Source organism: Campylobacter sp. RM9331, assembly GCF_020137685.1.
Classification (GTDB): Bacteria; Campylobacterota; Campylobacteria; order Campylobacterales; family Campylobacteraceae; genus Campylobacter_E.
The window spans coordinates 1-22,199 of record NZ_JACGBA010000009.1; the positions used below are offsets into that span (position 1 = coordinate 1).

The following is a 22,199-nucleotide window of genomic DNA, read 5'->3' on the forward strand; positions in this document are numbered from 1 at the left end:
TGCCTTCTTTAGTATCTAACTTAGCGTTTATTGTACCAACATTGCTAATATTTCCAGCTTCATCTTTAGCTACTAATTCTAATTTTTCACCATCTTTTACATCATTTAATGTTGCTTTAAAGTTACCATCAGCATCAGCTTTTACTTCAGTTTTACCATTTATTGTTACCACTGCATTTGGCTCTGTTTTACCTTCTACAACATAATTACCATTTAAATCTGGAGTTCCTGTTAATTCTCCTAATAATGGAGCTGTAGTGTCTATTGTCGTTGTAGCAACATCAGATACTATTTTATCATTTACATTATAAGTTACTTCTACCTTAACTTCTCCATCTTTTTCTGGAGTATAAGTAGTTGTAAATGAGCCATCTTTATTAAATGTAACATCAACAACTTTATCATTAATTTTAACAAGAGCTTTATTTTCAACAAATTCAACAGCATTTCCATTAGCATCAACTGGCTTAATTGTTCCACTAATTGTAAGAACCTTATTATTATTTAAAGTATTTTCAACATTAACACCATTGCCTGCAATTTCAACATCAACTTTAGCATCTACTTCTTTACTTGCAGCTTCTAATATAGTAACAACATCTGCTTTACCTTCAAATTTAACTTGAATTAAACCAATATTATTACCAATAATATTCGCATCAAGATTGATTGTAAATGTGCCATCTGCATCAATGTGTCCAACAACTTTAATATCATTTACAACACTATTTAATATATTACTTTGAATATCAAATTCGTAATCTCCTGCTACGCCTTGATAATTTTCTAATTTACCTTTAAGCACTAAGCTATTGCTATCAACTGTTGCTGAATGATCTTTTATAGTATCATCACCATTTACTTCTGTAATAACAAGTTTATCAAATACTGGAGCTACTGGCTTATCTTCAGGTTTAACTTCTGGAGTTACAACATCTTCAGTTTTATCTTCTTCAGGTTGTTTATTGTCTTCAGTGTTTTCAGGTTTATCTTCAGGTTTAACTTCTGGAGTTACAACATCAACTGGTTTATCATCTGTATTATCAGGAGTAGCTGGAACATAAAATATATTTGCTGTATCGCTTACGCTACCTATACTTAATTTAATCATTCCTTGTTCGTTATTTACAACATTAGAATCCATTGTAAATGTAAATTCACCATTAGCATTTACATAAGCTGTAACTTTTTGCTCTAAACCTGCATTGTTTAAATTGCTATTTACTGTAAATGTGTATTCGCCTTCTTTACCTTTGAAGTCATCTAATTTAGCAGTAATTACTAATTTTCCTTCACTAACTTCTGCTCTATCATCAACTGCTGTATTATCACCATTGATTGAAGTAATAAGAATATCTGTAAATAGTTTAGTAGCAGGGTTTAATGGAGTAGATGGGATAACATTATCAACTGGTTTATCTTCAGGAACAACTGGAGTTGGTTCAGGTTTAACTTCAGGAGTTACAACATCTTCAGTATTTTCAGGTTTATCTTCAGGTTTTACTTCTGGTTGAGTATTGTCTTCAGTTTTATCTTCTTCAGGTTTATCTTCAGGTTGAATATTGTCTTCAGGTTTATCTTCAGGTTTAACTTCTGGAGTTACAACATCTTCAGTATTTTCAGGTTTATCTTCAGGTTGAATATTGTCTTCAGGTTTATCTTCAGGTTTAACTTCTGGAGTTACAACATCTTCAGTATTATCAGGTTTTTCTTCAGGTTTAACTTCAGGTTGAGTATTATCTTCAGTTTTATCTTCTTCAGGTTGAGTATTGTTTCCTGTATTATTTTCTGGATTTTCAGGAACTACATTGTCATTAGCACCATTATTTCCTGGAATTGTAGGAATTTCGCCATTGTTAGCTTCTCCATTAATTTCAGGTGTTACTTGATTACCTTGTGCTAATAAATCATTAAGATTTGCAGCACCTAAGCCGTTGTTGTTAAAGTTAGTAATAACATTATTATCAACTTCTCTTGATAATACATCTGCATAAACTGTGCTTTCGCTACCTGATTGGTCAAATACAACATCATTTAATGTTCCAGTAGCACCAGCAGCACCAGCTTCACCAGCAGCAGTTGCGTCTAATTCTATTTCTCCATTGTTATTTACTAAGTTATTGATTAAGTTATTGATTTTATCATCAATTGCAGCTTCATTTTCAAAGCTTTCACTTGTTAAAATACTATTATCAATCTTTGCAACATTATCTCCTACAATATGTAAAACTTTGCCACTGCTAAGTTCTATATCAACACTTGTATCTTTTCCGATTGTTCTAATAGTATCATTTAGTGATACTGCATCGCCTACATTTAGTGACTTCTCACCATTAACATTAATAGCTTTAACATCGCCTATTAATTTAATAATTTTTCCAGCTTCCGCCATAATATTTCTCCTTGTTGAATTTCAAAACAAGGTTAATTTAACGAAAATATATAAATTCTATTATTGCCCTTCAGTGCAAAAAATATAATTTTTACAAAAAAAGGCAAAAAAATGTATAAAATATTAATTACAAGCTTTAGTAAAACCTAATTCACAAGCTTTTTGAAAGAATTTTTTTGATTTAGAAGAATCTGTTTTGATATATGTCTTATCATTATCTTTTAATCCATCTTCATACATATATCCAAGTCTAGAACAAGAATAACCATCGCCAATCTTACAAGATTTTTCATAGTTTTTTATAGCTTTTTCAAAATCATTATTATGTTCTTGTAATACCGCTAAGCTAGCACAAGAATCTTTATCATCTAATTCGCAACCTTGCTCATAATACATTTGAGTTTTTTCTATATTGTTTAAATATCTATAAACATCTCCTATTGACTTGCAAGCTTTATAATTTTTATTATTACACTCTTTATCGCTTAAATCAGAAAAATTAGATATTTTATTATTAACAACTTGGGTAGTTAAATACCAATTTGACACCATCTGACAACCATAATCATCGCCTAAACCACAAGCTCTTAAATAAAAATCAATTCCTTGATTAGGATTTAAATTATTAGCAAGTTCTATACAAGAATTAGCAATTCCACCATTGCAAGCTTTAAATAATTCGTCTTGTTTAAATTCTTTATATTCTTTTTTTTGTAAATAAGCATAATTATCACAAGCTTCATAAATATCATTCTTACAAGCATTATCTAATAAATCATTCGCTTTTTTTATATCCTTATTAACACCAAGTCCTAGATAATACATTTTCCCAAGACTTCCACAAGCTTTTTTGTTATTCAAATCACAAGATTTTTTATAATATTTATAAGCATAAGAATAAGAAATCCCCGTTCCTAATCCAAATTCATTCATCTCTCCTAATCTATAACAAGCATTAGAATTATCTTTATTACATTCTTGTTTAAAATTAGGATAAGCTTTTTTATATTCACCCTTTTCAAACAAACTTTCATTAGCACTTAAAGATACCAAAATACCTAAAGCTAATAATATTTTTCTCATACAATCTCCTTAAAAAATATCAAATAAATTAAAGTAAAAATAATATGTAAAAATCGTAAATACTGAAGAGATTAAAAGGGTTGCATTTAGGAGTATAGTTGAAAAATGATTAACGATTTATTAGCTGCAACCCTTTAAAACAAGGAATGGCGTATTATAACCTCACAATTATTAAAATAATATTAAACTAAATAAAAATTTTATAAATATTTTATTTTTTATATTATTTATAAATTATTTTCTAAATCTATGCTAAATAAATCATAGTTTTTCCTATAATCTTTTGTAGAAATATTAAAAAACCCTAATAAAGAACTAAATAAATTATCTTGAGATAGTTTAAAATCAAGTTTATCTTTATTGTTATACTCATAATTAGTCCATAAAATAGCCGGAATTTGAATTTGTTCTTTTGGTGCTAAATAATATGGCATTCCGTGCAAATAAAACCCATTTTCTCCTAAACTTTCTCCGTGATCACTTAGATAAAATAAAGCTTTTTTATCAGCATTATCAGTTTTTAAAACATCAATCAAACTAGCTACTATAAAATCAGTATAAAGCAAGGTGTTATCATAAGTGTTATATAAATTATCTTCGCTACATTCTTGCAATTTATTTGTATTACAAGTTGGAGTAAATTTTTCAAATTCTTTTGGATATCTAAGATAATAACTTGGCCCATGAGAACCTTGTAAATGCACTATTATTAATGTATTTTTATCTTTTTTACTTTTTAATATATTCTTAGTTTCATCAACTAACCATCCATCATAATCTTTACTTTTAATAATAGAATTAATGTCATTACAAACATTTTGACAACCTCCAGAATTATTATCTATCCAACGCACATCAATAAAACGATTTAAAAGATTTAAAACATTCTCATAATTTTCACCTTTTTTAAAATCCACCCTATCATGCAATGAAAACATACAAGGTAAAGATTGAGCAGTGGCAGTCCCGCAAGATGTAAAATTACTAAAATAATTAATATTTAAATTCTTAGTATAAAAATTAGTATCGTTTTTAGCATATCCACCTAAAGAATAATTCTTTGCCCTTGCAGTTTCTCCTACTACTAAAATAAAAGTTTTGCTCTCATTATCATCTTGAATAGAAGCATCAAGCCCTATTTTTACCATCTCTTCTTTAGGAGTAAATTTTGATTTTGTTATTTTAATAGCAGAATATATTTGATGAAATGGCACATTGTAATATCTTATGTCATCATTAGTTCTAATAAAAGGTATAAAAGTTCTAGAATTAGTAAATACTATGACAAAAATCAATATAGCACTTAAAATAATTGAAACTATTTTAGCTAGATAATAACCTTTTTTTATATTAATAAATCTTAGCAATACTATTGGTAATACAACGCTTAATAATATAAAAAATACAAAAGATAAAGAAAATAAATCGCTCATTTCTCTTTTGTCTGTTAAAAATACATTAGCTACCATATTTCCATCAATAACTACATTGTAAGTTTTAATAAAATATATACTAAATCCAGTGCATATTATTAAAATAACAGAACAAATATAAGCCAAAATTCTAAAAAAACATAATATATTAATAACTAAAAATATCAATGTAAAATATATAATATTTACTATTGTAAAAAAATAAATATCACTTATTTTATTACTCAAAAATGTAAGCATAGAAAAATAATTCAAAGCGATTATATATGCACTTAAAACAAAATTAAATAAAATTGGATTTATCTTTAACATTTACTACCTTTTTGTATAGTTTTTATCATTATAAATAACTTAATTTAAGGAATAGTTTTGAGATTAATTTCGTGGAATGTAAATGGTTTAAGAGCAATTTGTGATAAAGATGGGTTTTCATTTTTAGAAAAATACCCTACTGATTTTTTAGGTATTCAAGAAATAAAAGCAACACCTGATAAATTTCCAAAAGATATAAACAATTTAGGCTTTAAAGATATTAAATCAAATTCAGCAAAAAGAGCTGGATATTCTGGTGTTATGAGCTTTTTAAATTTTGAATGCGAGAGTAGATTTGCCCAATTTTTTCCTGATGATGAAGGAAGAGTTTTAGAGCATAGTTTTAAAGATATTGTTTTGTTTAATATATATTTTCCAAACGGACAAAGCGGTGATGAAAGATTAGATTATAAAATGAAATTCTATGATGATTTTTTAGAATATTTAAAAAAATTATTATTAGAAGGTAAAAAAATCATAATTTGTGGAGATGTAAATACAGCACACCGCCCAATAGATTTAACTCACCCAAAAGCTAATGAAAAAACAAGTGGATTTTTACCAATTGAGCGTGAGTGGATTGATAGATTGCTTGATGCTGGATTTGTTGATACATTTAGATATATAAACGGAGATATTCCTGAAAAATATTCGTGGTGGAGCTATCGTGCAGCTGCTAGAAATAGAAATGTTGGTTGGAGAATTGATTATTTTTTCATATCAAATAATCTTACCCCTTATTTAAAAGACGCCTTTATATTAAGCGATGTAATGGGCTCTGATCATTGTCCTGTTGGTATTGATATTGAAATCTAAAATAAATGAGTTTTTAAATTCTAACAATATTTGCGTAGTTTCTACAAACGAGCCTTATTCGGCTACTTTGTTTTATAAATTTGATGAGATTAATGAAGCATTGCTTTTTATCTCATCGCCTACTTCAAGGCATATTAAATTAGATGAATTATTAAGTGCAGCAATTTATGCAAACAATCCAATTAAAGGCGTTCAAATAATAGGAAAATTATTATTAGCAAATGAAACCCAAAAAAGGCTTTATTTAAATACATATAAAGCTGCTAATTTTGCACTAAATCACAAAATTTATGCGCTAAAGCTAAAATATTTAAAATACACAGATAATACCCTAATGCTACCTAAAAAAACGGAGATTTTTTATGAATGAATTTATACTTGATATAAGTGCTACTTTATTTTTTAGTTTTTTACTAATTTATTTTGTAATTAAAAGGATAAAAAAATGAAAGCATTAATTATTTGCGATAGTTTTAAAGGCTCTCTTAGTTCAAAACAAGCAAACGACGCTATCAAAAAATCTTGCGATAAATTAAATATAAACTCAATTCAACTAGCTATTTCTGATGGTGGAGAAGGTTTTTTAGAAAGTATAAATGATAAAATCAATGCTACAAAAATCTATTTAAACTTAAAAAATGCTTATGGTATTAGAGATTATAAGGGTTATTATCTTTTAAAAGAAAATAAAGCATATTTTGAAATGGCAGAATTTGCAGGATTAATCGCTCTTAATGAAAATGAAAAAAATCCTTGCAAAACTAGCACAATTTCACTAGGTATTGCCATAAAAGACGCTATTAATAATGGTGCAAATGAGTTTATAATAGGCATTGGTGGCTCGGCTACAAATGATGCTGGAATAGGAATGCTAAGTGCTTTAGGATACGAATTTTTAGATGAATTTGAAAATATTTTAAAACCTATCGGAGAAAATCTAATAAAAATTGCAAAAATAAATGATAAAAATGTATTAAAAGAGCTTAAAAACTGCAGCTTTAAAATAGCTTGTGATGTGAAAAATCCACTATATGGAGAAAATGGTGCAGCGTATGTCTATGCAAGGCAAAAAGGTGCAAATGATGATGAAATTAAAATGCTTGATTTGGGTTTAAAAAATTTTGCAAAAGTTTGTGAAAAATATTTAGCTAAAGATTATTCACAATTTCAAGGTTGTGGTGCTGCTGGTGGGCTTGGATTTGGCTTTAAAGCATTTTTAAATGCGGAATTTGAAAGTGGTTTTTCGTATATTAAAAACCTTTTAAATCTTGAAGAATTGATTAAAAACTCTGATTTAATAATAACAGGAGAAGGTGCTTTTGATAATCAAAGTTTAATGGGAAAAGTAATCGGAGAAATTAATCAAATTTGTAAAATTTATGATAAAAAATTAATAATATTTTGTGGTTTAAATAATAGTGATTTTAAAAATTGCTTTTCTTTAACAAAAGCATTTTCTAATAAAACAAAAAATGAATTAATGCAAAATAGCATTGCCTATCAATGCTTAAATGAGCTTTCGTTTAATGTATTGCAAACTTTTCTTGCTAAAAAATAATTTTTAACAAGGAGATATTATGCTTAAAAAAATTATAACTCACGAGCTTTTTGCTCCAATTTTATTGATTTTTATGACTATACTTGCTTTAGCTCTTAAAAATTCAAATCTAAACACTTATTATGAACTCATTACTAATTATAAAGCAGGTGTGATTTTTGGAGATTTAAACCTTATAAAACCACTTACTTTATGGGTAAATGATGGGCTTATGGCTATATTTTTCTTTTGGGTTGGATTAGAAGTTAAAAAAGAAATCCTAATAGGAGAATTAAGCAATATAAAAGCTGCTAGTTTGCCACTAATTGCAGCACTTGGTGGAGTAATTGTCCCTGCTATAATTTATAGTTTAATTAATATAAACGATAGCTTTGCTCTACAAGGCTTTGCAATACCGACTGCAACTGATATTGCTTTTGCTTTAGGAGTTTTATTATTACTTGGAAATAAAATTCCAAAATCTTTAACAATATTTTTACTAAGCCTTGCAATATTTGATGATGTTGCTGCAATTATTATAATCGCTTTATTTTATACAAATGAGCTAAGTATTTTAAGTCTTAGCCTTGCTACTTGTGGTTTAGCTATTTTGCTATTATTAAATTATTTGCATATTTGTATAAAAAGCCTTTATGTGATTATTGGTGCATTTATTTGGGTTTGTGTTCTTAAAAGTGGAGTTCATGCGACTTTAGCTGGTATGGCGTGTGCGTTTTTTATACCATTAAATACTAAAGATAATAAAGAATTTTTAGAACACATAATGCACGATTTAACACCTTATATAAATTATTTTATATTGCCTTTATTTGCTTTATTTAATGCTGGAGTGTTGATTAATGGTCTTAATTTAAATGATTTTAATGCGGTATTTTTTGGAGTATTTTTAGGTCTATTTTTAGGCAAACAATTAGGTGTATTTAGCTTTTGCTTAATTGCTAGTAAATTTGGCTTTAAATTACCATCAAATAAAGTTCAATTATATGGAGTTTGCATACTAACAGGTATTGGTTTTACTATGAGCTTTTTTATAAACACTCTTGTGTTTGAAAATAATCCTGAATTATTTAATAGTGCAAAATTAGCAATACTTAGTGCTTCTTTTGTATCAGCTGTATTAGGCTATATTTGGCTAAGATTTATAAGCAAATAATCATATTAACTCCTATAAAAAGGAGTTAATTTAAATTCTATTGTATTTATAATAAGCAGCACAAGCACCTTCACTACTTACCATACAACTTCCTATTGGATTATTAGGCGTGCATAAATTACCAAAAACTTTGCAATCAGTTGGCTTTGCAAGTCCTTTTAAAATCTTAGGGCATAGACAGGCTTTGTTTTCTGCTTTTGTATTTGTTTTTATATCAAATACTTTTTTTGCGTTTATATAATCATATTCATCTTTTAGCTCCAAACCGCCATTACTAATAACGCCTAAGCCACGGAATTCAAAATCATCACGCCTAAAGTATTTTTCAATTAATTCTTTAGCTTTTTCATTACCATTTTTACTAACTAATCTTGAATATTCATTATAAACATTATGAGTTTTATTCTTAAATTGTAAGCTTAAATTTAATAGTGAGTGCATTAAATCAACAGGCTCAAAACCACTTATAGCAAATGGTTTTTTATAAGTATTAGCCATATTTAAATATGCGTTTTCTCCTATTATCACGCTTACATGTGATGGGGCTAAAAAGCCATCAATATTACAATCTTTATCATTTAATAAGGCTTCAACAGGCTCAGGAACTCTTACATGATTTATATGAAAAAATACATTTTTAAGTCCCATTTCAAGCACTTTTTCAATCAAAACCGCACTCATAGGAGTAGTAGTTTCAAAACCTATTGCAAAAAATATAATCTTTTTATCTTTATTTTCATTTGCGATTTTTAATACTTCTAGTGGACTATAAAGCGCTCTAATATCCTTGCCTTGTGCTCTTAATTTTTCTAAACTCGTATTACTAGCAGGAACTTTAATTAAATCAGCAAGCGTGCAAAAAATAGCACCTTCCATACTTGCTAAAAAAATAGCTTCATCAAGCCTACTTTTTGGCATTACACAAACAGGACAACCTGGCCCATGAATAAAATTAATATTAGGCAAAAGAGAAGGGATTGAGTATTTTATAAGCGAATGTGTATGTCCGCCACAAATCTCCATTACATTATAAACCCTATCAAGCTTAACATTATTAATTAGTTTTTTTAAATTATTAATAATATTTGCGTCTTTATATTCTTTTATGTAATTCATAAAAACCTACTTTCAATCTCTTCGCTACCTATCTCATCTGCAATTTGCTTATATAATTCTAAGCTTTCCTTAGCAGCTGCTTCATCAATTTTTTGCATAGCAAAACCAACATGAATTAATACAAAATCTCCCACATTAACCTGCTCAGGTATCAAATCAAGGCTAACCCCACGCTTAATCCCTAAAGTATCAACCTGTGCAAAATTATTTTCATCAACACTTAAAACTTTTGATGGTATAGATAAACACATATTAACTCCTTAAAGATTTAAAATATTCGCAAAGCTCGGCAATTCCTTCGCCTGTAGTGCTGCTAACGCAAAAGATTTTTACATTTGGATTTAATTTTTTTGCTTCTTGCGTGATAGTTTCTAGGCTAAAATCAAAATATTTTGCTATATCCATTTTAGTTAATACTATCACATCAGCTCTTTTAAACATAACAGGATATTTTGCTACTTTATCACTTCCTTCAGGACTTGATAAAAGCACAACATTTAAATTCTCGCCCAATTTATATGATGCAGGGCATACTAAATTTCCTATATTTTCTATTACACAAAACTCTGAATTACTAATATCAAGATTTTTTAGAGCTAAATCTATCATTTTTGCGTCTAAATGGCAGCTTTGACCTGTGCTTATTTGATATGCTTTAGCACCTGCTTTGATAATCCTATCAGCGTCCTTATTAGTCTCTAAATCCCCTTCAATTACGCATAATTTTAATAAATTATTTTTTATAATATACTCAAGTAGAGTGGTTTTACCACTACCAGGAGAGCTCATAAAATTAAGGCAATATAAATTAGATTTTTTAAAAAATTCTTGATTAATTTTTGCTTGATTTTCGTTTTCAGCCATAATTTTTGCTTTTGCTTCAATGATTACTTTCATTACCTACTCCTTAAATTTTTCACATTTTACTAAGTAAAAGTATTTACAATGGCAACAAAAATCATTTTATAAATAATAGACCAAATTCTAAGTAAAAATTTAATACTAATATTTAAATTAATTAAAACTTAATTTTTAAAATTAATTTAAATATTTAACTTTTAAATATAAAATTTATCAATTTTTTTTAATTAAAGGATAAAAAATGGATATTCTTATGAATTTACCTAATTCTTTACAATTTGCTATACAACTAGCTATTGTATGTATTTGCCTATTTTATGGCTCAAAAAAAGGTGGAATTACTCTTGGAATGTTAGGTGGCGTTGGGCTTATTGTGATGATTTTTGGCTTTGGTGTAAAACCAGGAAAACCAGCAATTGATGTTATGCTAACTATTTTAGCAGTTGTTGTGGCTAGCGCAACACTTCAAACCAGTGGTGGTCTTGATGTAATGCTTCAAATAGCTGAAAAAATTCTTAGAAAAAATCCAAAATATATTAGTATTTTAGCTCCAATTACAACTTGCACCCTAACAATTCTTTGTGGCACAGGGCATGTTGTTTATACAATTTTACCTATTGTATATGACATAGCTATTAAAAACAATATTAGACCTGAAAGACCGATGGCAGCAAGTAGTGTTTCAGCACAACTTGGAATAATTGCTAGCCCAGTATCAGTGGCTGTAGTAACTCTAACAGCATTTATTATTAATAGTAATCATCACTTAGCAGGATTTGATGGATATTTGGACTTACTTAAAATTACAATACCATCAACTTATTTAGGAGTGCTTTGCGTTGGAATATTTAGCTGGTTTAGGGGTAAAGATTTAGATAAAGATAGCGAATTTCAAGAAAAAATTAAAGATGAAGAATTTAAAAAATATGTTTATGGTGGTGGGTGCAAATCATTAATAGGTGAAAAATTACCTAATAGTGCTTGGTTATCAATGTGGATATTTTTAGGCGCTATTGCCTTAGTTGCTATTTTAGGATATTTTTCAAATCTACGACCTGCATTTAACACAAAAGTTGATTCAGCAAGTATTTTAATCGTAGATAATAATGCTAAAACAATAAAAGAAATACCTATTAAGAATTCAAATCTCATAATTACTTATAATGAATTAAATAAAACTATTAAAGATGGTAAAGTAAAAAGCACGAAAGAAAATATAAAAGCAATTAGCATTGATAATAATCTACAAATAACACAAGAAAATAACTATGTAATTATTAATAATGAAAAATTTGAAAATGCAAAAATTATTTTTAGCGATAAAAAAGAACAAGCAAAACCTTTAGGTATGGTTGAAGTAATTCAAATTTTTATGCTTTTGGCAGGTTCATTAATAATAATCTTTACAAAAACTAATGCAAATAATATTTCAAAAAGTGAGATATTTAAATCTGGAATGGTTGCTCTTGTGGCTGTATTTGGAATCTCTTGGATGGCTGATAGTATGGTTGCAACACATACTCAAATGATAAAAGATAGCTTAGGAAGTATATTAAGCGAATATCCTTGGACTTACGCAATAGTTTTAATAATAATTTCTAAATTAGTAAATTCTCAAGCAGCTGCACTTGTAGCGTTTGTGCCACTAGCTTTAAATATAGGAGTTAATCCAGCTGTTATTTTAGCATTCGCACCAGCTTGTTATGGCTATTTTATTTTGCCAACATATCCAAGTGATTTAGCAGCTATTCAATTTGATAGAAGCGGAACAACTCGTATAGGAAGATTTGTAATAAATCATAGTTTTATTATTCCTGGTTTTATAGGTGTTATTACTTCAAGTATTTTTGGATATTTTCTTGCGAGTTTTTATGGTTACTTATAAATTTTGCCATATTTTAGGGCAAAATTAAGATTTTAATTTTACTAATATTTAACTAGAATTTAAAATATTATTTTCCAATAAAACTATAATTTAAAACCTAGAAACTATAATCTCAATTATCTTATCATCTTCTAATTCAAGCCTAATGCTAACACTTTTGCCCAAAAGTATTTTAGTAAAATAAAAATATTCATTTTTCATTTTAAATTCTAACTGGCTTAAAGTCTTTTGTATCTCATCATAGCTTTTGCCTTTTATATCATTATTTATATCATCTAATATGCTTTTATCAAGCACAAGGCAAACTCTTTCAAGGTTACTACACTTTAAATTTGACTTTAAAATCCTTGTTATAAGCTCATTGGGTTGTTTTAAAAAATCATCATAATACCACCAAGCACAAAGTATAGCCAAAGTTAAAGCTAAGTATTTTTTAAAATAAACATTATAGTTTTTTCTAGCAGTATATAAATATACAAAGCCAAATATCGCAAATGGCACGAGATTTTTAAGAGTATCAATGCTCTTATAAACGCTTTTATCATAAAGACAAAAATTATAAACAATCTTAGCAAGGCAAACACACGATATAAAAAGCGAAATATGTCTTAAAAGCAAATAAAACTTATCTTGCAAGATTATCTTACTATCCAAATCATCTTGAAATAGCAAAATATAAATCCTAGAAAAAAGAAAAGCAAATATAAAGCAAGGAATATAACTAAAATCTCCTATATAAAATGGTATAAAAAACAAAAACCAAGCTAGATAAAAAAGCGTATTTTTAAAAATCATATTAGCTTTTGCTAAAAAACCTTTTAAAGCCATTTTGTTATCCTTAAAAGTAAAAATATTTAAATTTAAAAATCACTAAAAATAAAATTGAAATTCCTAATTTAAATACCTTTTAAAATATCTTGAAAATACATTAAATTTTAACGGAATTTAAAATCGGAATTTCAATATTTTTTATCCTTTAATATCCTAATTATTCAGCCTTTTTATCCAAAAAATTATCAATATTTTTTGTAATATACATAAGAACATATAAAACTATCATTATAAGAATTGTTCCTGTAATTAGTGCGAATTGCTCCATTTGAAGCACAGAAAATAATACTGCATAAACACCGCCTAAAAATAGTAGCATTCCAAAGCCAAATTTTTTACTATTTGTAAGAGCTTTTATATAAAGTGCGTTTGGTATTACGACCATTAATGTAGCGATAATATAGGCAAGTTCAAAACTAAAATATTCTGACATTGAAAGCAAAACCAAATAAAACAAAGTTAGCGAAAATCCAACAACTCCGTATTGGATATAATGAGTTGGTTTTTTGCCTAAAATTTCAAAAACATAAACCACAAATAAACTAAGCATTATAAATAATATGCCGTATTTAGCAGCTCTTATTACTTGTCTATAATGAGTAATGCCTTCGTATAGATTAATGCCGATTAGATTATCATTTAGATAATGATTTGAATTATTTATAGCTTTTTGATAATTCATAGTAAATGGCATAATTTCATATTTTGCGTTAAAGCCGTTATTATCAAGATTTTTACTAACAGGCAATGTCCCATAAAAACTCGGTTTGCTTTCTTTTGAATTAATATCTAAGGTATTCTTTTGCGCTAAAGGAAGTATCTCTATACCTTTTGAGCCCCTTAATGTGAAAGAAATTTCAAAAGGTGTATTATTTTTCAACATATTTTTATTAATTAGTGATGAAATTCCATATCTTAAATGAGAATTTTTACTATTTGTCCCTGCGTTAGGTTTTAAATCAATGCTATTTAGTTTAAAAGTTGAGATATTTACTAATGATTTTGCATCTAATAAACCTAAAGATAAATAAATTTCATCAAAGTCTTGCGGTAATTTTTCATCTAAATCAGCAAAATTACCACCAATGCTAATATTTGCGTTATAAACACTAGCTTTATATATTCCTTTTTGTCTAACCTCATCTAAAATATCAATTTTTACATCAATTTGGCTTGGGATTATGATTTTTTCGTAAGGGACTTTTTGCGTAATCGTATTGCCTTCTTCATCTTTTATATTTTGTTCTTTAGTGCCATTTATTACTAGAAAAATCCCATGTATTGTTTGCTTTTGACCCCATTCATTACCTAGAGTATCAACCATATTTTCATAAGTATCATTTCTCTCATTTATTATGCCGTTTATGAAAAACAATGGTATTTGAAGTAATATTGCAAGTAAAAATATAAAACCTACTTTTTTAGTTATTGAATTAGATGGTGTTTTAATCATTTTATTTCCTTTTAATTTTTAAAATATTTATCATATACAAAATAAGCTTAAATTACAAATACCAAACGAAATTCCTATTTTAAATTCCACTGCAAATAATTAAAATTTATATTTATTAAAATCACTCAACGATTTTTTTATTATATTTTTCCACAAAGCTTAAATACCTAGCTTTTTTAAAAGTTCGTTTGATTTTGCTAGGTTTTTGCTAAGTGATTTTAGGATTTCATCTACACTTCTTAGCTCTTTTTCTTCTTTTATATTTGGATTTTTTGCACTTAAATCATAGTTTTTAAGAGCAAGTTAGCTTTTACTTACAAGCCAAGAATTATTAGTAACCTTACGCTCCTTAACACAAGCTAGAAAATCTTTAAAATGCTCATACTCTAAAGGCTTATTTTTAGTTAGTTTATAAGGTGGTATTAGCTCATAATAATACACCTCATCACTATCATTTAAAAACCTTTTACCAAGCGAGAAAAACAGCACATTAGTTTTAACAGCACTATAAGGCAAAAATACCCCACTAGGAAGGCTTAAAACACACTCTAAATTATACTCATTTACTAAATCTTGCTTTACGCTTGTAAAGGCGTTTGAGTTTTGAAACAGCACTCCTTCAGGCACTACCACAGCACATCTGCCGTTTATCTTAAGGCTTTTTAGGATATGTTGTAAAAATAGTAGCTCAGTGGCGTTTGATTTTACTAAAAAGTTGTTTTGGATTTGCTCTTTTTCTTTGCCTCCAAATGGTGGATTTGCTAGAATTATTTCATATCTATCATCTTCGCTTATGTCGGTGATTTTTTTATTTAGGGTGTTTGTTTTAATGATATTTGGGGATTTTATGCCGTGCAAAATCATATTCATCACACCCATTGCATAGCTTAGTGGGGTCTTTTCTTTGCCGTGCAAGGCGTCATTTTGCATAAAATCTATCTCATCATTGCTAAGGCTTGTTTTATCTCTCATCACATGCAAAAAGCTCTCACACAAAAACCCACAACTACCACAGGCAGGGTCATACACACGCTCATTTGCCTTTGGGTCTATCACTTCAACGATAGCTTTTATAAGTGGTCTTGGGGTGTAAAACTCCCCACTATTTCCCCCATCGCTCCCCATATCTTTTAGCAGTTTTTCATACACTAGGCTTAGTGCAAACGCATCATCATCTTTGCTAAAGCTACATTCATCAATGATATTTATGATATCTCTTAGCGTGTGTCCGCTACTTATTCTGTTGTCAATATTTTCAAAAATACCACCGATTTTATACTCAATGCTTTTAAAATCATCGTTATTTTTAAAGCTTTTTAAATAGACAAAAAGCTCATTATTTACAAACTTAGTCAAATCATCACCGCTTAGGGCATTTTTAATATCTAGTGTGCCATCTTCTTTTTTAGGTGCTGCCCAACTGCTCCAAGCAAATTTGCTATCAAGTATGCTTACATACTCTTTATCATCATAAAACGCCTTATCTTCAAGCTCTTTTTCATAATCATCTAAGAATTTTAAAAATAGTATCCAGCTAATTTGCTCCGTATAATGCATAGCCCCACTTATGCCATCATCACGCCTTAAAATGTCTGTTATTTGGTCTATTTTGTTTTGCATTTTTGTCCTTTTATATCTTTTTGATATGTTAATTTTTTAACATATTAGGCTTAGAATTTATTTCGTGTATTTTAAATCTTTGCTATTTTAAAATATATGTATTTTACACTTACTTTAAAGCTAAATCACTTAAAACACACAAATCCACTTAAAAAAGCATAAATCCTAAAAAGTCTAATTTTTAGCATAGAAATTCTAAGACTTATCCAACCACCGAGTAATGCTCGGTAGTTACCAACAAACGAAATTCTTTATAGAATTTATTCGTGTATTTTTAGCTCAAATGTCACTTGTTTGAAATTATGAATAAATGAAATTCCTATTTCAAATTCCATTCCAAACAAACGACATTTAAGCTAAATTATGGATTTAAATTCCACTCACAAGCCACCCTTAAAGGCTAAGTCTAATAAACTTTCTTTTAACTCTTTATAATCTTTTAGCCTTTTTGTATAAAGCTCTTTTAGCTCTTTTATGGTCTTTGCTTTGCTTTCTTGCTCTTTTAATGGTGGCAATGCTATATTACAAGAATGTAAAACATTTAAATTTAATTTAGCCGTATGTGTTCCACCACCTATCTTGTTATTTTCAATCCAAATATCCATAAAAGGAGAGTTTAAAAAATGAACTAAATAATCTACACAAAAACCACCTTTAGGTTTTAATAACCCTAAACTAACGAATATGCTAAATTCAAAATCTAAATCTACTTTAATAGCTTTACCTAGCGTTCCAATACGACAAATTAAAATATCGTTTATTTCTGGCTTGGCTCTTTTTGTAAGCTTTAAATGCTCTTCATTGCTAATATATCTAACATCGCTTAAATCAAAAAATCCTTTTGAAATATTTTTAACCGATAAAAATGGTATTCCATCATCTTGATATGTTGGGGTTTTATGTGTTCCATCTGTTATATTGCAAATATCCCCAAGTTTTTCCCATTTCCAAGTGGGTGGGAGTGTGTAAGTGTCGTTGTCTAGCTTTGATTTTAGGGGGTTAAAACTATCATTTAGGATACTTTGCCACAACTCATCAAGGCTTAGCAAATCAGCTTTTACTAGCCTTATACTCTCATCAATACTTGCAAATTTTTCATCAAGTATCTTTACGATTTTTCTTTGCTCTTCTAATGGTGGCAACGGAATTGTAAAATTTGAAAATTCTTCCTTTGTAATAGTTTTTATAGTTGCACCACGAGCCTCTTTCTTTTCAATATCAAATCTGCTTTTTAATTGGTAAGCAAAATATTTTTTATCAATATCAGATAAAAATTTGGTAAAAACAGCAAGTGTTCTATCCATAAAACAATCATATTGAGTAATAGCAACTTTACCGATTGTCCCTTGTAATGTTACAATCACGCTACCTTTTTCAACAAAAACACTTTTTGGTTGAGCTAATGTAGAAATGTTTTGTTTAGTTAAATCTTTTAAAAGAAAATTATCTCCGACATCAGCAACTTGAACAAATGGCATTGAACCATCTCCACCATACCACTCTTTATTTCCATATGGTTGTGGAAAAGAACCCCTACGATATTCTGATATTTCTGTAATTTTTTTCCACTCCCAACCATTCGGTAATTTTGTCATTTACTGCACTCTTTCATTATGGATTTGGCATTTGTAATAATTTAAAAAATGTTTTATTTCTCTCTAATGCAAATTTTTTTAAATCTTGTATAGATAAAAGTGTCAAATATAATTGTTCTTTCTTATCTTTATCATTTCCTCTAAATGCATAAATCCCTTCATAACTTCGTATAGAATTTACAATTTGAACTGTATTATTGTTATTATCATTTGAATATGCTTTATAAATATCTTCTTGGTCTGCTATGATATATCCATAAAATTTACAGTTTTTGACATCTATATTTGCCCCACCTTTTGTCTTAGCTTCTTTATAAATTTTTTCTGCATATCTTATTATTTGTCTTATCATTTCACTAGGGTTATATGCTTGAGTTGGTCGTTTTAACTCTAATAACACAACCTGTGTTGGTTGTGTATCATTATCCATATAATATAATTCTACATCAGCATTTTCTTCTCCAACTTGTGCATTATATGCTGATGTAAAATATGAAAATCTATCATCAAGTAGCCATAAATTATGTTTTGCTATTTCTAAACTTTTGCATTCTCTATCAGTCAATAACTTATGAAAATCATCTTCTTTATATTCTTTATTAGCCATCATTTTATCTAATAAATTTATTATACGCTTCCTATGCTCTACATATAAATATAAAGCTGATTTTTGTAATCTTTCATCAAGTTGTTTGTCTTCTTTTGAATTCCAAAAATCTTTTTCAGCATTTCCTTTTTCATAAATTGCATTTTCTATAAAGTCTCGCTCTTGTTCTATTTTAAAACCATTTATTTGTTCTTCTGATGGCATAAATTCGGCTAAGTAAGGTAGATTTTCTTTTGCTTTTCTTAACATTTTAATAGACATTGTTTTTTGTTTCTTAAAATCATCTTTAAAGTAATTATCTAAGATTTTACTTATCTGTTCTTCTAACTCATCTTTTATGCCATCTATATCTATATCCAAGCCATCTAGACTTATTCTATCATCTAGCAAATCAGATGAAATAAATATAGTTTTATTATTATCCTTTAATTTTCTATCATATTTTATTTTTGAATTTGTTGATAATCCGTGAGCTACTAGTTTAATATTTATACTATCTGATTCTAATAAAAACAATTTAAACTCATACTCTTCGTTACTAATGATAATTTTTTCATTTAAAATTTCTGGAGTTGCATAATTGATTTCATAGCTATTTTTATTGATTGTAAAAGTTATATTTATTTTTGTTTCACTAGCTAATAAAAATATAAAATTTTCCATAAGCCAAGTTTGTATATTATTTTCATTGTCGTATTTTTTTATAAAAGTTTCTAAGAGCTTTTTATTTACTATCATCTCTAATATGGTGCCATCTTCTTTACCTTTAGCTTCATATGCTTTTAATTCAAATAAATTATTGATATTTTCTTGTGGATATTTAAAGAATAATTCTTTTTCTTGATTGATTGTTGTAAAGTATGCAATTGTCGTAAAATATGCAATTGTCAGTCTGCCTAAACCTTTCGAAGGTAGCTTATTGTCTCTTTTGTTTTTATTTTCTTGTGCTAAATTGCAAAAAAGTTCTTTATCTTCTTCTGAGAAACCAATGCCATTATCTTCGATAGTGATTTTATCTTCATCAATACGAATGTTTATTTTTGGATTGTAATTTTTAGTATTTCTATTTTTAATTATACAAGCATGAATAGCATTAGAAATACATTCTCTTAATAAAAGCTCTACACCGTTTTTTTTATTTTTATAAAATTTTTCAGCAATTTTTTTTATTTCTACATATGAACTTGTCATTTTATCTCCTTAAAAGTACAATTATACCCTAAAAAGCTCTTCTTGGAGCTTTTCAAAACTTGCCTTGAGTAGCTCTTTTGAGCCAAAGCCTTGTGCGATTTTGTCCTTATCTAGCGCACTGTTTGTTAGCAAGGTGCCAAGTCCTGCGTCAAATTCTTTTATGCCAAATCTTTCGTATTTATCAAGCAAGAAATTCATAAAAGCCATAGCATTATCATCTTTTATATCCTTTATAAACTCCGTATTTTTAAGGCTTTGCACTCTGTCCTTTCTGCTCTTTTTAAACGCCCCAAAACTAAGATAAGCAAACACATCATACAAATCACAATCATTTGCGTGTAAAACATGCCTTAGCTCTTCTAAGTCTTCATCGCTTATGCCATTTGCTTCTAAAGTCTTTAAAAACTCAAGCCTAGTTTTTTTCTCACTCCAAATCTGCCTTAGCATTTGTTCGTTTGCTACGACCGCTCTAACCTTACCTAGCACTGCTTCTAAAAACTCTTTAGTATTTAGTGGGATACCATCGTTTAAGGTGTATTTTATCTCTACCTTTTCTAGTCTTGGGTATTTGCCAAGATATACCACTGGCTTATCTTTGCTTGGCTTTTTTGTGATTTCTTTCGGTTCTTTTTCTTCTTTGTTCTTTGGCTTTAGCTTGATAGGCTCATCACTCATCATCTCGCCATCCCACTCACTATCATAAAAAAGCTCGGTTGAGTTAGTAAAATCAATTATCGTGAAAAAATCCTTGCCTTTATAAACTCTAGTTCCTCTACCTATGATTTGTTTAAACTCTACCATAGATGCAATATTTGAAAGCAAAACTATATTTCTAACATTTCTAGCATCTACTCCTGTGGTTAGCATTTTTGAGCTTGTGAGTATCACTGGGTAGGCTTTGTCGTTGTCTTGAAAAAGGCTTAGATAATCAAGCCCGATTTTACCTTCATCGCTAGTAACCCTTACACAATAATCATTGTGATTTACGCTTTTGTGTTTATCAATGTAGTGTCTTATTTCACTTGCGTGTTTTTGATTAGCACAAAAGATGATGGTTTTGTCCATATAGAATCTTCCATATTTTCTAGGATTAGCTTTGCTACTAGGTCGTTGTAGGCTGGTATGCTTATGTTTTTTTCAAACTCGCTAAATTTATAGCGGGGTTTTTCTAGCTCTCCTTTTACTATATCGCCAGTGCTGTAAATATAGCCATCGCTTAGGCTTGTGCTTAGCTTTTTTACCTTATACGGGGTCAAAAATCCATCATTTATGCCGTCTTTTAGGCTGTATTTATAGATACTTTCGCCAAAGTATTTATAAGTATCTATATTAATATCTGCTTTTGGTGTGGCTGTTAAACCTAACTGGGTGGCACTTTCAAAATATTTTAAAATCTCTTGCCATGAGCCATTTTCGTTCGCTCCGCCCCTATGGCACTCATCAATGATTATAAGGTCAAAAAAATCTTTTGGAAATTTAGTGTAAAACTCATTGTAATTTTTGTCTTCACTTGCTAGGCTTTGATATATTCCAAAATACACATTTGCACTTTTTATCATTCCGTCTTTTTGGCTTGATTCTAGACTAACGCAGTCATTTTCTATTGGGTTAAACTCTCCTAAGGCTTGATTTCTTAGGCTTATTCTATCGCATAGAAAAAGGATTTTTGGCTTTCTTGGGGCGCTATCTTTGTTCCATCCAGCGTTAAGCAGTCTTGTAACTATTGCAAAGGCTATGGTGGTCTTGCCTGTGCCTGTGGCTAGGGTTAGAAGCATTCTTGATTTGTTTTGCAAAATGCCTTTTATCACGCTATCAACGGCTATTTTTTGATAGTATCTTAGCTGTTTGTTTTCTACTGCTAATTCTTTTTGGCTTAAAAGGTTTTGCTTTGCTAACTCGCCAAAGGTTTTTTGATATAGCTCATCAGGGCTTGGGAATTCATCTATAAATTCGCCTTTTGATAACCGCATATCATACTCATAAAGCTCATGCCCATTGGTTGAATATACATAGCGAATATTTAGGATTTTTGCATATTCTTTGCCTTGCTGTAAGCCGTCTTGGCAGTCTTTACCTATCCTTTTGGCTTCTATTATTGCTAGGTTGTTGTTTTTGTGATGAAGTAGATAATCAGCGAATTTTCTAGCCCCACGCTTACCGCCGATTAGTATCCTACCATCAGTGAAATAATACTCTTTCCTAATGTTTTCCTTAAGCCACCCAGCGTTTTCTAGCTTTATATCAATGTATTTTGCTCTAGTTTCGTTTTCTAACATTTAAATCCGCCAATAAT

15 protein-coding genes and 2 pseudogenes are annotated in these 22,199 nt (G+C 28.8%); 5 read left to right on the forward strand and 12 right to left on the reverse strand.

The genetic code is table 11. From position 1 onward, the window contains the following. The 3 genes from AVBRAN9331_RS04915 to AVBRAN9331_RS04925 form a co-directional block, all read right to left on the reverse strand. A partial coding sequence (locus tag AVBRAN9331_RS04915) for an Ig-like domain-containing protein (RefSeq protein WP_336612535.1) occupies positions 1–2,392 on the reverse strand: 2,392 nt, incomplete at its 3' end. Between the two features lie 123 nt (positions 2,393–2,515). After that, positions 2,516–3,475 (reverse strand): tetratricopeptide repeat protein, encoded by a 960-nt coding sequence (locus AVBRAN9331_RS04920; RefSeq protein WP_214117959.1) that lies wholly within the window; start codon positions 3,473–3,475, stop codon positions 2,516–2,518. A 227-nt stretch (positions 3,476–3,702) separates the two neighbouring features. Next, positions 3,703–5,220, reverse strand: a complete 1,518-nt coding sequence (locus AVBRAN9331_RS04925) for a phosphoethanolamine transferase (protein WP_336612536.1) — start codon at positions 5,218–5,220, stop codon at positions 3,703–3,705. A gap of 57 nt (positions 5,221–5,277) precedes the next feature. On the opposite strand from AVBRAN9331_RS04925, the gene AVBRAN9331_RS04930 reads away from it, so the two are divergent. The 4 genes from AVBRAN9331_RS04930 to nhaA all read left to right on the forward strand — a co-directional run bounded on the left by AVBRAN9331_RS04930 (position 5,278) and on the right by nhaA (position 8,747). Beyond that, entirely contained in the window at positions 5,278–6,036 is a 759-nt protein-coding gene (locus tag AVBRAN9331_RS04930; protein ID WP_214117957.1) for an exodeoxyribonuclease III, read from the forward strand. Then, positions 6,026–6,406: a hypothetical protein gene (locus AVBRAN9331_RS04935; protein WP_336612537.1), complete on the forward strand. Its 381-nt coding sequence runs from the start codon at positions 6,026–6,028 to the stop codon at positions 6,404–6,406. The genes AVBRAN9331_RS04930 and AVBRAN9331_RS04935 overlap by 11 nt, the downstream gene beginning before the upstream one ends. Positions 6,407–6,481: 75 nt before the next feature. Then, positions 6,482–7,594, forward strand: coding sequence for a glycerate kinase family protein (locus AVBRAN9331_RS04940; RefSeq protein WP_336609280.1), 1,113 nt, complete (start codon positions 6,482–6,484; stop codon positions 7,592–7,594). Between the two features lie 19 nt (positions 7,595–7,613). Beyond that, a complete protein-coding gene (nhaA, locus tag AVBRAN9331_RS04945; RefSeq protein ID WP_214117954.1) occupies positions 7,614–8,747 on the forward strand; it encodes a Na+/H+ antiporter NhaA in 1,134 nt (377 codons plus the stop codon). Positions 8,748–8,777: 30 nt separating this feature from the next. Here nhaA and hypD read toward each other — a convergent pair whose 3' ends face one another. From hypD to hypB, 3 genes are read right to left on the reverse strand one after another with little or no spacing between them, the layout of a single operon-like run. Then, on the reverse strand, positions 8,778–9,863 hold the full coding sequence (gene hypD / locus AVBRAN9331_RS04950) for a hydrogenase formation protein HypD (RefSeq protein WP_214120190.1): 1,086 nt from the start codon (positions 9,861–9,863) through the stop codon (positions 8,778–8,780). Further along, a complete protein-coding gene (locus AVBRAN9331_RS04955) occupies positions 9,860–10,114 on the reverse strand; it encodes a HypC/HybG/HupF family hydrogenase formation chaperone (protein ID WP_214117952.1) in 255 nt (84 codons plus the stop codon). Before AVBRAN9331_RS04955 ends, hypD begins: the two co-directional genes overlap by 4 nt. A gap of 1 nt (position 10,115) precedes the next feature. Continuing rightward, on the reverse strand, positions 10,116–10,760 hold the full coding sequence (gene hypB, locus AVBRAN9331_RS04960; protein WP_214117951.1) for a hydrogenase nickel incorporation protein HypB: 645 nt from the start codon (positions 10,758–10,760) through the stop codon (positions 10,116–10,118). Between the two features lie 205 nt (positions 10,761–10,965). Between hypB and AVBRAN9331_RS04965 the strand changes: the two genes are divergently transcribed. Next, entirely contained in the window at positions 10,966–12,609 is a 1,644-nt protein-coding gene (locus tag AVBRAN9331_RS04965; protein WP_336612538.1) for an anaerobic C4-dicarboxylate transporter, read from the forward strand. 90 nt (positions 12,610–12,699) lie between these two features. On the opposite strand, the gene AVBRAN9331_RS04970 is transcribed toward AVBRAN9331_RS04965, so the two are convergent. The 6 genes and pseudogenes from AVBRAN9331_RS04970 to hsdR all read right to left on the reverse strand — a co-directional run bounded on the left by AVBRAN9331_RS04970 (position 12,700) and on the right by hsdR (position 22,182). Beyond that, positions 12,700–13,437: a hypothetical protein gene (locus AVBRAN9331_RS04970; protein WP_336612539.1), complete on the reverse strand. Its 738-nt coding sequence runs from the start codon at positions 13,435–13,437 to the stop codon at positions 12,700–12,702. A 160-nt stretch (positions 13,438–13,597) separates the two neighbouring features. Beyond that, positions 13,598–14,893: a cell envelope integrity protein CreD gene (gene creD / locus AVBRAN9331_RS04975; RefSeq protein ID WP_214120186.1), complete on the reverse strand. Its 1,296-nt coding sequence runs from the start codon at positions 14,891–14,893 to the stop codon at positions 13,598–13,600. Positions 14,894–15,052: 159 nt separating this feature from the next. Beyond that, positions 15,053–16,513: pseudogene (locus AVBRAN9331_RS04980) on the reverse strand (type I restriction-modification system subunit M). A 380-nt stretch (positions 16,514–16,893) separates the two neighbouring features. Continuing rightward, complete coding sequence (locus AVBRAN9331_RS04985) at positions 16,894–18,108, reverse strand: restriction endonuclease subunit S (RefSeq protein ID WP_336612540.1); 1,215 nt, start codon at positions 18,106–18,108, stop codon at positions 16,894–16,896. A gap of 16 nt (positions 18,109–18,124) precedes the next feature. Next, complete coding sequence (locus AVBRAN9331_RS04990) at positions 18,125–19,906, reverse strand: ATP-binding protein (protein WP_336612541.1); 1,782 nt, start codon at positions 19,904–19,906, stop codon at positions 18,125–18,127. Between the two features lie 21 nt (positions 19,907–19,927). Further along, positions 19,928–22,182, reverse strand: a pseudogene (gene hsdR / locus AVBRAN9331_RS04995) (EcoAI/FtnUII family type I restriction enzme subunit R). Between the last annotated feature and the right edge of the window lie 17 nt (positions 22,183–22,199).

Excerpts from the sequence above, each read along its gene's own strand:
- AVBRAN9331_RS04985 (WP_336612540.1), bottom strand. The coding sequence starts at position 18,108 with ATGACAAAATTACCGAATGGTTGGGAGTGGAAAAAAATTACAGAAATA.
- AVBRAN9331_RS04965 (WP_336612538.1), top strand. The coding sequence starts at position 10,966 with ATGGATATTCTTATGAATTTACCTAATTCTTTACAATTTGCTATACAA.
- nhaA (WP_214117954.1), top strand. The coding sequence starts at position 7,614 with ATGCTTAAAAAAATTATAACTCACGAGCTTTTTGCTCCAATTTTATTG.
- hypD (WP_214120190.1), bottom strand. The coding sequence starts at position 9,863 with ATGAATTACATAAAAGAATATAAAGACGCAAATATTATTAATAATTTA.
- creD (WP_214120186.1), bottom strand. The coding sequence starts at position 14,893 with ATGATTAAAACACCATCTAATTCAATAACTAAAAAAGTAGGTTTTATA.
- hypB (WP_214117951.1), bottom strand. The coding sequence starts at position 10,760 with ATGAAAGTAATCATTGAAGCAAAAGCAAAAATTATGGCTGAAAACGAA.
- AVBRAN9331_RS04970 (WP_336612539.1), bottom strand. The coding sequence starts at position 13,437 with ATGGCTTTAAAAGGTTTTTTAGCAAAAGCTAATATGATTTTTAAAAAT.
- AVBRAN9331_RS04990 (WP_336612541.1), bottom strand. The coding sequence starts at position 19,906 with ATGACAAGTTCATATGTAGAAATAAAAAAAATTGCTGAAAAATTTTAT.
- AVBRAN9331_RS04920 (WP_214117959.1), bottom strand. The coding sequence starts at position 3,475 with ATGAGAAAAATATTATTAGCTTTAGGTATTTTGGTATCTTTAAGTGCT.
- AVBRAN9331_RS04940 (WP_336609280.1), top strand. The coding sequence starts at position 6,482 with ATGAAAGCATTAATTATTTGCGATAGTTTTAAAGGCTCTCTTAGTTCA.
- AVBRAN9331_RS04925 (WP_336612536.1), bottom strand. The coding sequence starts at position 5,220 with ATGTTAAAGATAAATCCAATTTTATTTAATTTTGTTTTAAGTGCATAT.
- AVBRAN9331_RS04955 (WP_214117952.1), bottom strand. The coding sequence starts at position 10,114 with ATGTGTTTATCTATACCATCAAAAGTTTTAAGTGTTGATGAAAATAAT.